General features: G+C 67.6%; 14 protein-coding genes, 1 tRNA gene and 1 pseudogene. 7 read left to right on the forward strand and 9 right to left on the reverse strand.

What is annotated here, in order from left to right; translation table 11 throughout:
- Nucleotide 1 precedes the first annotated feature (1 nt).
- The 4 genes from ACIQLD_RS12240 to ACIQLD_RS12255 are packed head-to-tail and all read right to left on the reverse strand — an operon-like array spanning nucleotide 2 to nucleotide 3942.
- Nucleotides 2-1387, reverse strand: a complete 1386-nt coding sequence (locus tag ACIQLD_RS12240) for an FtsW/RodA/SpoVE family cell cycle protein (RefSeq protein WP_402608257.1) — start codon at nucleotides 1385-1387, stop codon at nucleotides 2-4.
- Complete coding sequence (locus ACIQLD_RS12245; protein WP_402608258.1) at nucleotides 1384-2688, reverse strand: PP2C family protein-serine/threonine phosphatase; 1305 nt, start codon at nucleotides 2686-2688, stop codon at nucleotides 1384-1386. Before ACIQLD_RS12245 ends, ACIQLD_RS12240 begins: the two co-directional genes overlap by 4 nt.
- 7 nt (nucleotides 2689-2695) lie before the next feature.
- Entirely contained in the window at nucleotides 2696-3220 is a 525-nt protein-coding gene (locus ACIQLD_RS12250; protein ID WP_402608259.1) for an FHA domain-containing protein, read from the reverse strand.
- The gene (locus ACIQLD_RS12255; protein ID WP_402608260.1) at nucleotides 3217-3942 is read right to left on the reverse strand and encodes an FhaA domain-containing protein; all 726 of its coding nucleotides are present in this window, start codon (nucleotides 3940-3942) and stop codon (nucleotides 3217-3219) included. Before ACIQLD_RS12255 ends, ACIQLD_RS12250 begins: the two co-directional genes overlap by 4 nt.
- Nucleotides 3943-4086: 144 nt before the next feature.
- On the opposite strand from ACIQLD_RS12255, the gene ACIQLD_RS12260 reads away from it, so the two are divergent.
- Nucleotides 4087-4169: transfer RNA gene (locus ACIQLD_RS12260), tRNA-Leu, on the forward strand.
- 252 nt (nucleotides 4170-4421) lie between these two features.
- Nucleotides 4422-4616: pseudogene (locus ACIQLD_RS12265) on the forward strand (hypothetical protein); the annotation flags it as partial.
- Here the strand turns inward: ACIQLD_RS12265 and ACIQLD_RS12270 are convergent.
- Nucleotides 4573-5139, reverse strand: coding sequence for a hypothetical protein (locus ACIQLD_RS12270; protein ID WP_402608261.1), 567 nt, complete (start codon nucleotides 5137-5139; stop codon nucleotides 4573-4575). The pseudogene ACIQLD_RS12265 and the gene ACIQLD_RS12270 overlap by 44 nt on opposite strands.
- Before the next feature lie 67 nt (nucleotides 5140-5206).
- Nucleotides 5207-6055 carry a ribokinase gene (locus ACIQLD_RS12275; RefSeq protein ID WP_402608262.1) on the reverse strand — a complete coding sequence of 283 codons (849 nt, stop codon included), beginning with the start codon at nucleotides 6053-6055 and terminating at the stop codon, nucleotides 5207-5209.
- A gap of 113 nt (nucleotides 6056-6168) precedes the next feature.
- Between ACIQLD_RS12275 and ACIQLD_RS12280 the strand changes: the two genes are divergently transcribed.
- Complete coding sequence (locus ACIQLD_RS12280) at nucleotides 6169-7101, forward strand: nucleoside hydrolase (protein WP_402608263.1); 933 nt, start codon at nucleotides 6169-6171, stop codon at nucleotides 7099-7101.
- A gap of 3 nt (nucleotides 7102-7104) precedes the next feature.
- Here ACIQLD_RS12280 and ACIQLD_RS12285 read toward each other — a convergent pair whose 3' ends face one another.
- Entirely contained in the window at nucleotides 7105-8124 is a 1020-nt protein-coding gene (locus tag ACIQLD_RS12285; protein WP_402608264.1) for a LacI family DNA-binding transcriptional regulator, read from the reverse strand.
- 110 nt (nucleotides 8125-8234) lie between these two features.
- On the opposite strand from ACIQLD_RS12285, the gene ACIQLD_RS12290 reads away from it, so the two are divergent.
- The 3 genes from ACIQLD_RS12290 to ACIQLD_RS12300 all read left to right on the forward strand — a co-directional run bounded on the left by ACIQLD_RS12290 (nucleotide 8235) and on the right by ACIQLD_RS12300 (nucleotide 11428).
- Nucleotides 8235-9653 (forward strand): MFS transporter, encoded by a 1419-nt coding sequence (locus ACIQLD_RS12290; protein ID WP_402608265.1) that lies wholly within the window; start codon nucleotides 8235-8237, stop codon nucleotides 9651-9653.
- 346 nt (nucleotides 9654-9999) lie between these two features.
- Nucleotides 10000-10704 (forward strand): GntR family transcriptional regulator, encoded by a 705-nt coding sequence (locus ACIQLD_RS12295; protein ID WP_402608266.1) that lies wholly within the window; start codon nucleotides 10000-10002, stop codon nucleotides 10702-10704.
- A gap of 37 nt (nucleotides 10705-10741) precedes the next feature.
- Nucleotides 10742-11428, forward strand: coding sequence for a GntR family transcriptional regulator (locus ACIQLD_RS12300; protein WP_402608267.1), 687 nt, complete (start codon nucleotides 10742-10744; stop codon nucleotides 11426-11428).
- Nucleotides 11429-11944: 516 nt separating this feature from the next.
- Here the strand turns inward: ACIQLD_RS12300 and ACIQLD_RS12305 are convergent.
- Nucleotides 11945-12913 (reverse strand): GNAT family N-acetyltransferase, encoded by a 969-nt coding sequence (locus ACIQLD_RS12305; protein ID WP_402608268.1) that lies wholly within the window; start codon nucleotides 12911-12913, stop codon nucleotides 11945-11947.
- Between the two features lie 57 nt (nucleotides 12914-12970).
- On the reverse strand, nucleotides 12971-13189 hold the full coding sequence (locus ACIQLD_RS12310; RefSeq protein WP_402608269.1) for a hypothetical protein: 219 nt from the start codon (nucleotides 13187-13189) through the stop codon (nucleotides 12971-12973).
- A gap of 112 nt (nucleotides 13190-13301) precedes the next feature.
- Here ACIQLD_RS12310 and ACIQLD_RS12315 point away from each other — a divergent pair, with 112 nt between their 5' ends.
- The gene (locus ACIQLD_RS12315; RefSeq protein WP_402608270.1) at nucleotides 13302-13940 is read left to right on the forward strand and encodes a hypothetical protein; all 639 of its coding nucleotides are present in this window, start codon (nucleotides 13302-13304) and stop codon (nucleotides 13938-13940) included.
- Nucleotides 13941-13971: the final 31 nt, after the last annotated feature.

Genomic DNA, 13971 nt, shown 5'->3' on the forward strand with positions numbered 1-13971 from the left:
GTCAGCCGATCACCACCCGGGGCTGACGACGCACGCCGTCGGAGATGCGCAGCAGCAGCGCCACGATGAGCCAGTTGGCCACGAGGGAGGAACCACCCGCGGCGAGGAACGGCGTGGTCAGACCCGTCAGCGGGATGAGGCGGGTGACGCCGCCGACCATGATGAACACCTGCAGCGCGATCGTGAACGAGAGCCCGGTGGCGAGGAGCTTGCCGAAGTCGTCCTGACCAGCGAGGCCGATGCGCATGCCGCGGCTGACGAACACCATGTAGAGGCAGAGGATCGCGAAGAGCCCGATCAGACCGAGCTCTTCGCCGAGGCTGGTGATGATGTAGTCGCTGTGTGCCAGCGGGGTGACCTCGGGACGACCCTGGCCCCAGCCGGTGCCCATGAGCCCGCCGCGGGCGAGGCCGAAAAGCCCCTGCATGGGCTGATAGCCGGCGCCGTCGGGATCGACCTGGTTGGCGTCGAAGAGGAACAGCCAGTTGATGAAGCGTCCCTGCACGTAGCTGAGGATCTGCGTCGCGAGGGCGACGCCGGCGACCACGAGGGCCAGGCCGATGAGCACCCAGCTGGTCTTGCCCGTCGCGACGTAGAGCATCGCGACGAACATCCCGAAGATCAGGGTTCCGGTTCCGAGGTCGCGCTGGAACACGATGATCCCCAGCGAGATGAGCCAGACCACGAGCACGGGTCCGAGTTCGCGCATGCGGGGCCAGGTGATGCCCAGCACCCGCTTGCCGACCGACGTCAGGCTCTCGCGGGTGCGCACCAGATAGCCGGCGAAGAAGATGGCCAGACAGATCTTCGCGAGCTCACCCGGCTGGAAGGCGAACGCGCCGCCGAGAGACACCCACACGGCGGCGTTCGCGTCGGGGATGCGCAGGCCGGGGACGAACGGCAGCAGCAGGAGCAGGATTCCGGCGAGGCCGAAGATGTAGGTGTACCGGAACAGGACGCGGTAGTTGCGCAGCAGGATGACGACCGCGATCGCACCAGCGAGCGAGATCGCGGTCCACGCGAGCTGCTTGGTGGAATAGGCGTTCCAGCCGGTGTTCTTGAAGGCGATGTCGATCCGATAGATCATCGCGATGCCGAGGCCGGTGAGCAGGGTCGCGATGGGCACGACGAACGGGTCGGCGTCCGACGCGACGAAGCGCAGCACGATGTGCAGGGCGAAGGCGAGGGCGGCGAGACCGCCGCCGATCGCCAGGATCATCGGGTCGATCACTCCGAGCGCGCCCAGCTGCACGAGCGTGAGGGCCGCGCCGCTGATGGCGCACGCGAACAGCAGCAGCCAGAACTCGCGATTGCGCTGGTTCTGCGGCATCCGGATGCGCTTGAGCGCCTTGATGACGCTGGTGTCGGCGGCGACGTCGGTGCTCATCCCTCACCCCCGGCCGGGGTTTCGACAGGTGTCGGCATGGGCGTGGGCAGTGGGGTCTGTTCGATCGCGTTCGCATCGGCGCCCGCACGGAGCCGATCGACGATCGCCATCGCGTCGGACAGGGAACGCGCGGTGATGGTGCGCTCGACCGATGCCCGCTGATACGGCGGCAGGTTCGCGAGGAGGATGTCGGTGTCTTCGACCGGGGTCGACAACGTGATCGGTCCGATGTTCTGCTGCACGCCCTGGAAGATCACGACGCTGTCCTCGTCGGCGCCGATGAAGTAGCGCGTCTGGGTCCAGCTGTAGGCGGCGAAGGCCGCGACGCCGAGCATCACGATCACCACGAGAGCACCGGCGATCCAGCCGAGACGACGGCGCTTGGCGCGACGGCGATCCTCTTCGATCAGTTCCTCGAGATACTCGGGGGCCGGCTCGAAGTGGCTCGGCTCGTTCGCGGCCTGGCGCACCGGGTGTAGCCAGTTTCCGCGCGGAGGGCGCACCGGCGGCACGTACACGCCGTCGGGGTTGGATGCCGAGCCGACGATGGTGGGCGTGCCCGAGTGGATCGGATGCTGCCCGCCGACGTCGACCAGGACGATCGTGACGTTGTCGGGAGCACCGCCGTCGAGAGCCTGCTTGAGGAGGTTGTCGGCAGTGCGGCCGGGCGCGAGGCCGAGCTGCATGGCCTTGAGGATGTGGGGCTCGTCGACCACGCCCGAGAGACCGTCGGAGCAGAGCAGCCACCGGTCGCCGGGCTGCGTGTGCATGACGAACATGTCGAGCTCGGGGTCGGAGTCCATGTCGCTGAGCACACGCATGAGCACGGAACGGCGGGGGTGGTAGCGCGCCTCTTCCGGCGTGATGCGACCAGAGTCGACCAGACGCTGCACGAAGGTGTGGTCGGCGGTGATCTGCGTCAGGGCGTCGTCGCGGTAGAGGTAGATGCGCGAGTCGCCGATGTGGCCGATGACCGCGTACTCGTCGACCATGATGATCGCGCTGACCGTGGTGCCGAGGCCGGCGAGTTCCGGACGGTCCTTGGCGGCGCGGATGAGGTCGCCCGCTGCGGTGGTCGCTGCGGCCTGCAGCGAGGCCTGCGCGTCTTCGGTCGACGCGTAGGGCTGGTCGAGCGGCTCGAGACGCTGGATCGCGATGCTGGACGCGACGTCACCGCCCGCGTGACCGCCCATGCCGTCGGCGACGACGAAGAGGTTCGCCCCGGAATATCCGGAATCCTGGTTGTTGGAGCGGACCTTCCCGGTGTGGGAGATCGCGACGCTCGAGCCTTCGAAGACCATGCCGGCGTCAGGCTCGCAGCTCGAAGGTCGTGGCGCCCACCTTGATGGGGGTGCCGAGCGAGAGGGCGACGGGCGAGCCGGAGACGCGCTGGCCCGCGACGAAGGTGCCGTTGGTGGAGTCGAGGTCCTGGATCGCCCAGGCGTCGCCGCGCAGCATCAGGCGCGCGTGGTGGCTGGACGTGTAGTCGTCGCGGATCACGAGAGCGGACTCGCTGGAGCGGCCGATCGTGAGGGAGTCGGCGCTCAGCGGCAGCTCCAGGCCCGCCTTCGGGCCCGAGGTGATCACGAGCCGCTTGGCGGTCGCGACCGTGGCCGGCCCGGTGGACGGACGAGCGGATGCCGGCTTTGCCGCCGGTGCTGCGGGGGCTGCGACCGGTGCCGGGGCGGAAGCTCCTGCGGTCGCCTCTGCGGGGAGCTTGCGCACCCGTACACCGAACAGGTCGGCGCGCAGCGAATACACGACCCCGAACACGAAGAACCACATCAGGAGGAGGAACCCGATGCGCAGCAGAAGGAGGATCAGTTCACTCAACCGAGAGCTCCGAACGCTCGGGTGGCGTCGTCATCCCTCGACGCAGGACGCGAAGGCGTGGCCACCGGCACGATGCGGAACACGAGGTCGGTGCGCCCGATCGTGATGGTGGTGTCGCTCGGGAGTGCGGCTTCGCGCAGCTTCTGGCCGTTGACCTTCGTGCCATTGGTCGAGCCGAGGTCGCGCAACATGGCGCGTTCGCCGTCCCACAGGATCTCGACGTGCTTGCGACTCGAACCGGCGTCGGCGATCGTGATGTCGGCATCAGAGCCACGGCCGATCACCGTGCGGGCGCGGGAGATCGAATGGCGGTGGCCGTCGACGTCGACCACGGCCTGCCAGCTCACGCGCCCCTCGACCGTGCCGGAGCTCACGCGCACGGTTCCGGTGGCGACCTTCTCATCGGTCTCGAGATTGATCGAGAGCGGGCCGGAGAAGCTGTACCCCTGCGACTTGGCGTGCGCGGTGAGAAGAGCGTGCAGCTCGTCCGTGAGGGCGCCGCCGAGTCCGCGCATCCGCTCCGCGTCGTCGGCGCTGAGGCGCACCACGAAGCTGTTGGGCGCGATGATGCGGTCGCGGCTGACGACCGCAGCCTTCGTGTCGGCTTCGCGCCGCAGCGCCGAAGCGATCTCCACAGGCTGGATGCCGCTGCGGAAGGTCTTGGCGAACGCGCTGTTCACTGCGCGCTCGAGACCCTTCTCAAAGCTGTCAAGTAGTCCCACTGGGCTCCTCTGGCATGCCGACTGGTAGACACATCGTAGCCAGGTGTCCTGGGGGAACGCCGCCGACGACCCCCCAGACATGTGCAACGAGGCCGAAAACGCATGATATCTTTGGGAAGTTGAGTTCTTCGGAACGAGACACTCGCGCGAGTGGCGGAATGGTAGACGCGCTGGCTTCAGGTGCCAGTGTCCGTAAGGACGTGGGGGTTCAAGTCCCCCCTCGCGCACAGTATGGTCCTGTTCGTTCTTTCAGGGCAATCTGTTCGTAAATTGAAAGAGCCGGTCAGGCGTCAAATCTGACCGGCTCTTTCATTTCTCCCGCTACTAGACAGGTCCTACTCGGGCCGAACTAGAGGAGACCCTCGCTCAGACCTGAGCCGGTTCGGTGTGATAGCAGAACTGCTTGGACGCTCGACTCCTCTTCCCGTGCTGCGGTCTCGAACGCGAGGGGTGGGGATGGCGGCACCGGTGAGTTCAAGTCATTCCTTGATCTGTCCAACTCGGCGCACATTCTGAACGTGGTCAAGGATCTCATCGGGATGGCGAACGCCGGCTCTGGTGGGGATGTGGTGGTCGGTGTGAACGATGAATGCACGCCCGCACGAACTTCAGAGCCCGTCCAAGTCTGGACTAGGGGCTCGTCTTCCCAAGCTTCACGAGCGCGGAAATACTAAAGGCCGCGGCCGTGACCGGGGCGGCAACCCCGAGGGCAAGAACAACCTTCCACACAAGCCCGAGATCGATGCCGTTCAGGGGCGGCGGAGCTTCGTTCGTCATCACCTGGATGAGAACCACGATGGCGGCGAGGGCGATGCCCGTGAACTGAGCGACCATCAGCGACAAGGCCAGACGAGGCAAGTTTCGGATACCGGATCTGATGAGGTTGAGAATGGTCGAGGTCAGAGCCACGAGCAGGAGCAGGTACACCACAGCTGTCTGGAAAGAAGCCATCGGTGCATTTGTCCTTGCAACCCCCGTGACGACACAGGTCTGGGCAAACGGAAACAGCTCGAACGCCCAGTCCCGTCCCGCTTCCCCCGGTCCCGCGCAGTACCCCCGATACCGGTCGAGAAGAGTGATTGTGCTCACTGCCCCTGCCGCCAAGATGAAGAGGGACCAAGCCAACCAGCCCACGAGCGCCGCGCGCGAGATCGCTGACGCCGGGGCGTGCCTGAAAACAGTCTCCGTCCCTGTCATGAGCATCAGCGTAACCGTGGCCCACCTCAAGCTTCAGCACACCCTGGGGCTGCCCGCTGCCCGCTGCTCACCTCACCGGCAGATACCGGTTCAGGTGCGCGAACGGCGGCTGCGACGAGAGGTGCGACACGGCAGCGGATCCGACCGCACAGGCGGCCGCAAGCGCGTCGGCCGGTGAATGTCCGGCGCGAAGCGCGAGCACGAGCGCCGCGCAGAACGCATCTCCCGCACCGACGGTGTTTACGGCGTGCGCGGGGACGCCGTCGGTCCGTGCGATCTCCTCGCCGCAGCGGTACAGTGCCGCGCCGGCTGCTCCGTACGTGACGGCGACGAGTTCCGCATCGGCAAGCTCGGGCATGAGCTCGCGTTCGGTCTCGTTCACGATGAACAGATCCACCCGGCGCAGCAGCGCTTCGGGCAACGGCTGGGCGGGGGCGGCGTTGACGGCGATGAAGCCGGTGGCGGTGGCGGCGACCTCTTCGACGACGGTGATCGCGATCTCCAGTTGCATGAGCACGGCCTCGTCTTCTCGGAAGGTCACCCCGTCGAGGGCCACGTGGTCGTTCGCTCCCGGGCAGACCGCGATCTGGTTCTCGGCGTCGGAATCCACCACGATCAGCGCCGTTCCGGTGGGGGAATCGACGGTTCGCAGGTCGGCCGTGTCCACTCCGGCCTGGATCATCTCCTCACGCGTCCAGGACCCATCGGCGTCATCGCCGACGGCGCCGATCATGCGCACCCGTCCCCCGAGCTTCGCGGCGGCGACAGCCTGATTCGCGCCCTTCCCGCCCAGCTCTCGGGCGAGTCGCCCTCCCGCCACGGTCTCACCCGCGGTGGGGAGGCGAGGGACGAACGCGGTGACGTCGACGTTCGCACTGCCGACGACGACGAGAGACGGAAGAGCGGGAGTGACCATGGCGGCAGCTTTCAGATCGAGGAGACGGGGTCGGAACGCCGGCATCGCGGTCGACTTGACGTTCCCGTGAGAAAGTGTAAACGTTTACGCACGCACATCTGCAAAGGAGCACCATGACCACTCCCGTCCTTCTCGACTGCGATCCGGGCCACGACGACGTCTTCGCGATCTGGCTCGCGGCCGGAAACGACGCCATCGATCTGCGCGGTGTGACCACCGTCGGCGGCAACGGCTACCTCGAGCACACGACCCGGAACGCGCGGATCGCCCTCACCGTGGCCGGGGTCGAGAACGTGCCGGTCGCCGCGGGTGCCGACAAGCCGCTCACCCGCGAGCTCACCCCGGGAGCGTGGATCCATGGGGAGAACGCCCTGGGTGGGCCCGTCCTGCCCGAGCCCACGGTGCCGCTGGACCCCCGTCACGCGGTCGAGTTCCTCGCCGACACCCTCGCCGCCTCGCCGGAGCCGATCACACTGATCCCCACCGGCCCCCTCACCAACATCGCCCTCCTGCTGCAGCAGCATCCGGAGGTCGCGCCCCAGATCAAGGAGATCATCTGGATGGGCGGCTCGACCGGCCGCGGCAACGTCGGCGCGTACCCGGAGTTCAACGCCTGGGCCGACCCGGAAGCGGCCGCTGTCGTGTTCGCCTCCGGACTGCCGCTGACGATGGTCGGGCTCAACATCTCCCACCAGGCGCTGATCACCGAAGACGTGATCCAGAGGATCGGTGCGGTCGGCAACGAGACATCGGCCTTCGGTGTGGAGCTGCTGCGCTTCTTCTGCAGCACCTACGAGAAGGCGGAGGGGATGCCGGAAGGCCCTCTGCATGATCCCATCACCGTGGCGATCGCGATCGACCGCGCCGTCGCGTCGATCCAACGTTGCCACGTCGACATCGAGACCACGGGCGAGTTCACGGCGGGCGCGACCTGCGTCGACCTGCACGACATGCTGGGCAAGGAGCCGAACACCGACGTCGCGATCACCCTCGACGTGCCGAAGTTCTGGAACCTGGTGACGGATGCTGTCGCTTCACTGGCCTGACGCTCAGTGCGACGGGGCGGGCGTCGTCGACTCGGCCACGCGCAGACTCGGCGCGAGACGGCTGAGCACGTACGGAACGTCGGGATCTTCCATCCGTCGCACCAGCGCCTCGGTCGCCTCGCGTGCGAGTTCGTCGAACGGCTGCACCACGGTCGTCAACCGCGGCTCGCACACGTCGGCGAGCATCGTCCCGTCGAAGCCGGTCACCTGCACATCGAACGGAACGCTCTTGCCCGCGCGCTTCAGCGCCGCGATGGCGCCGGCGGCGACGAGGTCGTCACCGGCGATGATCGCATCGGGAAGCGGGCCGCGGGCCAGCAGCTCTTCCGCGGCCCTCTCGCCGAACGTGAGTAGATACTCGCCGAAGATGTTCTCTTCGTGGGGCAGCGACCGGGCGCGCACAGTCGCCTCGAAGGCGGCGCGTCGTTCACGGCCCACGGAGGTGACGTCGTTGCCCGAGAGGAGCACGACTCGACTCGCGCCGAGGGAGGTGACGTGCCCGACCGCGAGGTCGATGCCGGCGTCGTTGTCCACGCCCACGAAGTCGGCGGCAAGATCGAGCACGCGGCGGTCGAGCTGCACGACGGGGACTCTTCGGGCGGTGTCTGCGACGGCGTCGAACGAGAGCTCGGCGTCGGAGGGGACCACGAAGATGCCCTCGACGCGACGTTCGACCAGCATGCGGAGGCGGTCGCGTTCGCGGTCGACCTCGCCGTGGGAGTCCGCGATGACGAGATCGAAGCCGCGGCGCTGCAGATGGTCCTCGAGGCGGTGGATGAGTTCACCGTAGAAGGGGTTGCTGATGACCGGGACCACGACCCCGATGGTGGCGCCGGTGCCGGCACGCAGACCGCGACCGATGAGGTTGACCCGATAGCCGAGGCGCTCGGCCACCTCGGCGACATGCTCGGCGGTACGACCGGACACGCGGTCCTTGCCGTTGAGAGCTCGCGAGACGGTCGCGATGGAGACACCGGCGGCAGCTGCCACCTCGTGCAGTGTGACGGACGCCTTCTTCACCACGACTTCACACCCTGACCGGCGTCGCGGGTCGACGCCATCAGTCCAAGATAGGGCGTGCGTAAAGGATTACGCACGCGAACAGCCAACGATTCGACACGAAGAAGTGAGCAATGACCAATCAAGTAGATGCGGTTCGCACCAAGAGCAGCGTGGTGTCGCTGATGATCGCCCTCCTCGCCGCATGCCTGGCGTTCCAGCTCAACGCGAGCATGCTGAGTCCTGCGCTGGTGACGATCGAGCGCGAGCTCGATGCGACGTCGACCGAGATCGCGGCGACGCAGACCGTGTTCTTCACGGCGGCCGCTCTGTTCACGCTGTTCCTCCCCCGGCTGGGTGATCTGATCGGACGCCGGCGCGTCCTGGTCGGAATGCTCGTGGTGATGGCTGTGGGGTGCGTCGTCGCGGCGCTGGCCACCAACGTGCCCATGCTCTTCATCGGCCGTCTCATCCAGGGAGTATCGGGACCGGTCGTTCCGCTCTGCCTGATCATGTTGCGGGCCGCCGTCAAGGATCCGAAGGTGTACGGCACCCTGCTCGGTGTCGTCACGGCGGTCAACGGAGGGATCGCCGGCGGCGACGCGCTGCTCGGCGGATATCTGGCGACGAACCACGGCTTCGCCTCGATCTTCTGGACGATGGCCGGCGTCGCTGTCGTCGCCGCTCTGACCGTGCGCTTCCTCGCCCCGGAGACCATGGCAGACGACCGCCCGCGCATGGACTGGTGGGGATCACTGCTCCTGGTCATCTCGGTGGGGTCGATGCTCGTCGCGCTCAACGAACTCGGTGCGCTCGCCGACGCGAACCTTGTGCTCGTGATCGTTCTCGCGGTCGTCGCGGTCGTGTCGTTCACCTCGTTCTGGAAGCTCGAGGGGAAGATCGCCGATCCGCTCGTCTCGACGGCCCAGCTCAAGCAGCGAGCCACCTGGGCGCTGAGCGCCACTTCGCTGCTCACCCTGTCGGGGATCTTCGCGATCATGAACGGAGTGGTCCCCGCGCTCGCGCAGGACACGGCCATGAACCTCGCGATGAGCGCCGAGGAGGTGTCGCTGTGGATCCTGATGCCCTACGCCCTCGCCGGCCTCCTGATGGGACCGCTCAGCGGCAGGCTCGCCGCCACCGTCGGGTACCGCACGATGCTGCGCATCGGCCTGGGCGGCACCGTCGTGGTGCTCGCGCTCATGGTCGCCAACGTCGAGACCACCTCCCGTCTCGTCCTGCTCCTTCTCTCCATCGCCGTCGGCATCACCTACGCAGGCATCGGCAACATCATGCTGAACGGACTGGGTGTCGTGCTGTCGCCGAAGGATCGCCCCGGGTCGCTTCCCGGGCTGAACACGGGAGCCATCAACCTGGGTGCGGGACTGAGCTTCGTCGTCATCTATGCGGCGCAGACCTCATTCTCTTCCGGAGCGGGGGACGCCACCGTGGGATATGTCGCGGCCCTGGTCACCGGAGCCGTCGTTCTCGTCGGCGCCCTCGTCTTCTCGATGTTCATCCCCAAACCCGTGACCGCTGAGCTGCCCCGGTAGCCCCGTACCGGACGGACCTCGCCCGCAGCGGGCGGGGTCCGTCGTCATCGAGCGCGTGGAAACATCCCCCCGAAGTACTACGCAGCCGCTACCTCCGGTCGATGCCTCATGCACCCCTGTCCGGCGACGATGGAAGTCCACCATCCCCAGAGAAGGCGTTCCGTGACCTCACGCACTCCCGACCCCCGTTTCGCTCTTGCCTTGGCCGCCGTCGGGCTCAGCACCTCGGCGCTCGCGCTCGCCGCGTGCGCGTCGGCTTCCGCCACCGCCGCGCCCGGCAGCGGCGAACGCGCACCGGCCCTCCCGGACCGAGACAAAACAGGGGCTGCTGGCTAGGGTGGCCGGTATGACGGACGAGCCGCACCCCTCGACGAAGGCCCGTCCGCGCACCCTGATCCGCGACCAGGTCTATGCGCGATTGGCGCAGGAGATCGTGACGGGGCGTCTGGCACCGCTCGAGGAGATCCGGGATCAGGATCTCCAGGCCGAGTACGGGGTCTCGCGCACCCCGATCAGGGAGGCGCTCATCCGGCTCGCCGACGTCGGCCTGGTGGAGATGAGCTCGAACCGCTTCACGCGTGTCGCCCCCATCGATCTCCAGGCGCAGGCGGATCGAGCCGAGGCCGCAGGGGCGCTGATCGCCTACGCTGCGGCGAAGGTGGTGCCCACGCTCACCGACGCTCAACTCGAATCCCTCGATGCCCGCGTGCAGGCGATCCTCGACTCCGACCTCACCAGGGGAGGGATGGCCGACGGGCTGCGCCTGTGGTTCGTCCTGTGGATCGAGGTGATCGAGCTGTCGGACAACGCGATCGTGACCGAGATCCTGGATCGCAACCTCGTGCTGCACCTGAGTCGCTCGGTACAGGATCGCCCGCTCCCCGATTGGCTCGGAGAGCAGCAGCGCGCACTCGTCGAGCCGCTGCGGGTGGCGTTTCGAGCGCGGGACGGCGCGGCCGCGAGGGACGCCGTATTCGAGCTCTTCCGCATCACCACGGTCGAGCGGTTGCGTGCGGCGCTGACCGGCGAATGGCGGCTCCCTGTTGAGTAGAGCAGAGTCCGATCCGCCCGCGGGTGCTTCGTCGTTCATGTCGGCTGAGATCCTCGACCTCGTCGATCGGAAGGAGCTGGATGCGCCGGCGCCCGTATCGACGCGGCTGGAGTCGGTCGTCGAGGCGCTGACCCGGAAGATGGAGGACGGCGGACTGCCGCCGGGGGCGCCGCTGAGGGTCTCGAGGCTCTCGAAGGAGCTCGACGTCGCGACGAACACCGTGCGCGAGGCGATCTCGATCCTGACCGTCCAGCATCTGGTCGAGGCGCGTGCGCACAAGTCGTCGGTCGTGGCGACGCCGACAGAGGGGTGGCTCGCGGCCGTCGTCGCGGAGTGCTCCGGCCTGTCGATCCTGGCGGCGACCCTCGGCATCGCGCGCGCGACCCCGGGCGAGCGCGAGGAGTTCCGGGCGGCAGCCGAGCAGGCGATGACGGCCTGGCGCGCGCCGCATGTCGAGCACCGCGTCGCGTCGGGGCTCACCTGGAATCTCTTCCAGATGCTCGCCTCGTTCTCGCGGAACCGGTATCTCGAGGCGATGCATGCCGCGAAGCGCCCCGCCCTGGTGTTCGGGTTCACCCACCTGGCCAGGGATCGCAATGCGGCGATGGTGGGCACTGCGATCGAGGCGCTCCGCGATGCCGTCGACGACGCGGCGGCGCATGAGGGCGCAGAGATCGTCGACGACCTCTACATCTACGTGCTCGACGACCTCATCCTGAACTGACCGCGCACCGATATTTCACTGGGCAGGACGGGGAGTGGATACCGTTCAATGGTCGCCTTCTGATGGCGACCGCACAGCATCCCTGGCTTCCCCGCCGTCACGGTGATCGTCCCCAAGATCACCATCGAGGGGTGCTGCGCCTCGTTCGTTGGCCGCCGTTCCCCACGGCGGCCGGCGGACGCCCATCCTGCCCTCGAGAGCGTGACGCACCGTGGCGATTCCGAGGGCCCAGGCGACGAGGCCTGCGGTGGCGAAGGTCGCGCCGAGTATCGCCGACCCGACCCACGCCGAGGCGCTGAAGACCAACGTGGTCGTGGCCGCACCGACGGCTGAGCCGAGCGAGCGGGAGCGCCAACCCGCTCCAGAGTGTTCCGTGACGGGGAGTCGCACTCGACACTGATCGACCGCACGGGAGCTCCCGTGGTTGCGCCGGAGCCCGTCGGGGCCGACGGCACGCGGCTCACGAGTCGGAACAACCGCGTCGTGAAGTGAGCGCGACGACGAGCCGTGCGGGTGTCACCCCAGCGGGCCCTCGAGAACGGTGAGCACGTCGACCTCATCGAACCCGACCGACCTGTTGAGCGCGAGCATCGGCTCGTTCGTCAGCGCCGTGTACGTCTGCAGGAAACGCGAGCCGGCACTCTCCGGGACGCTCATGAGCCGGCGGAGGTTGGCGGTCTTCAGAGCACGGCCGATGCCGCGCCCACGAACCCGCTCCTCGACGAACGTGTCGTCCTGAAGGACGATCTTCGGGTCGGGAAGCGAGAGCAGGATCTCTGTGTAGCCGACCGCGTGCGCGTCCACGCACGCCACGCTCCGCACCAGGGCATACCCCTGTTCCGCCATGCGCTCCTCATTGCGGCGGACCGCGTCGATATCCGCGGGCACGACGGTGCGCGTCAGGTCGCCCATCGGCACGTCTTCCGACATATGCGTGCGGAGCCGAGCCCAGCCGTTGAGCAACCGCGGCGGGCACGCGCCCACCCACGAGACGACCTCGACGTCCGACGGCGGGCCGGGAAGGCTGTCGAGGGTGCCCGGCGGCAGTGGGAGATCGACCACCTGCCGACTCTCGCGGACGCCGACCCGCATGCCCGCGGAACGTGCGAACGAGACCCCGGCATCGGAGTAGGTCTCGGTGCGCATCACCGTGGCGGTGCCGCGCAGGGTGCTCCGCACGGCGTGGAGCAGCGCACGGGCGACTCCGCGTCGACGGAAGCCCTCGAGAACGGCGATCTCGACGTCGACGGGTTCATCGGGGTGTCCGTGCGCCTCGGCCGCGCCGACCGCGAGCCCGTCGATCTCCGCGAGCAGCAGCACTGATCTGCGGGTGGGATGCGGGTTCTGGAACTGCAGGCGGGTGGTCTCGTCGCTACGGGACCACACCTTCTCACGGCCGGCCGCGTAGCCGTCGCGGAGCAAGCCGTTCCACTGCAGAAGGAGGGCGACATCCCGGGGATCGACACCCGTGATCTGGATACTCACGAGAAAGGACCGCGCCGGTGTTCGGTCTGGGGCGGAGGCGAGGGATCGATGAGCGGCTTACAGGCCTTCGTCGTCGGCCGCGGCCGTGACTGCCTGCAGCTTCGTCTTGCGAGAATCGACGATGTACCGCGCGGTCCAGGCTGCGGCCGCGACGAAGACGAGCACGACAGTGACGTACGAGTACCAGGAGGGCTCAACGCCACCGGCCACCATGAACATGCCAGCACTCAGGAATGCGAAGGCGCCGAGCAGTGTCCATCGACCATCGTTCTCCATGCTTCGAGATGCTACACGCTAAGGGTGCGCGGTACTCCGGGAGCTCGGCGCTGATCGGCGGTTTCTGAGAGGGTGGAGACAGGACCTGACCGTGAGCGACGAATGGTGAGCGATGAGTGGACCTGATTCCCCGGTGATCGCGGTCGAGGGCGCGTCGTCGCGGAGATCACCTTGGTGGCTGGCCTCCGGAGCGCTCTTCATCGCCTCGGCGCTGCTGGCCGCGTTCCGCAGTCTCCCCGGATCGCTCGAGGTGAATGCACTGATCGGAATCTCGACGGCAGCGACCGTCTCGTTCAGCCTCGCGCTCGCCGCCGCAGGGATCGGAGCCGCACGCCGCGACGACACTCTGCGCCTGCCGAGGACTGCGGTCATCTCCCTCTTCCTCCTCGCGGTCTGGCTGCCCATCGGCCCTCCGTTGTTGGCGGCGTCGTTCGAGATCACCTCGTCCGCACCGCTCTATGTGAACGCCCTCGTGGAGTTGGGGCTCAGCGGAACGATCGTGGCCGGTGTCCTGCGCAGTCCACTCGCGAAACCCTGGAACGTCGTTCCCGCCATCGCACTCGCTGCGGTGATCCTGGGTGCGCTGATCGAGGTCGCGATCATGTCGGGCAGCGTGACCGACCAGAATGCGATGATCCTCGTCTCCCAGGTGCTGACGCTGACGCGCATCCTCGCCACTGGGGCGCTGGGAGCTGTGGCCCTCCGAGCGGCACGCTCACGGGCGGGCTCGGTGGTCGTGTTCGGGGGGTGACCGACGTTCGGGACTCTTCCGGCGGCCGACT

Source organism: Microbacterium sp. NPDC091662, from assembly GCF_044756705.1.
Classification (GTDB): Bacteria; Actinomycetota; Actinomycetes; order Actinomycetales; family Microbacteriaceae; genus Microbacterium.